Genomic DNA, 415 nt, shown 5'->3' with positions numbered 1-415 from the left:
CATACACCGGACGCGGCCGAGATCACCCAGACGGGACGTGCCTATCTACAGGTTGGAAATAACGAAGTATATGAACTTTTCCAGTCAGCCTGGTCAGGGGCGGATTACCAGCCGGACAAGGACGATATGGGGATTGAGGACCACACCCTCTACCTGATCAATGAATTGGGTCAATATGAGATCTTGAATGAAGACCTGTCAGGCTTAGAAGATGTGGATGAGATCAAGGAAGTTCCGACAGAGTTGGATGCGATAGTGCACCATATCCAGCTCTTGTGTGAAGAACAAGAGATTCCTCCAGTACCACAGCCATGGTTGCCGCCACTCAAAGAGCGAATCACGCTAGACGAACTGGAAGAAGTGCAGCCGACAGTAGCCTGGGGACAAGAGAAACCACTCTCTGTCCTCTTGGGGA

At 51.1% G+C, this 415-nt stretch carries 1 pseudogene; it reads left to right on the top strand.

Annotation, left to right across the window (positions count from 1 at the left end):
- A pseudogene (locus tag HMPREF2853_RS09535) lies at positions 1 to 415 on the top strand (cell division protein FtsK); the annotation flags it as partial.

The sequence above is a fragment of the Streptococcus sp. HMSC077F03 genome, assembly GCF_001812375.1.
In the GTDB taxonomy this organism is placed as follows: Bacteria; Bacillota; Bacilli; order Lactobacillales; family Streptococcaceae; genus Streptococcus; species Streptococcus oralis_S.
This window is presented reverse-complemented; position numbering and strand designations above follow the sequence as displayed.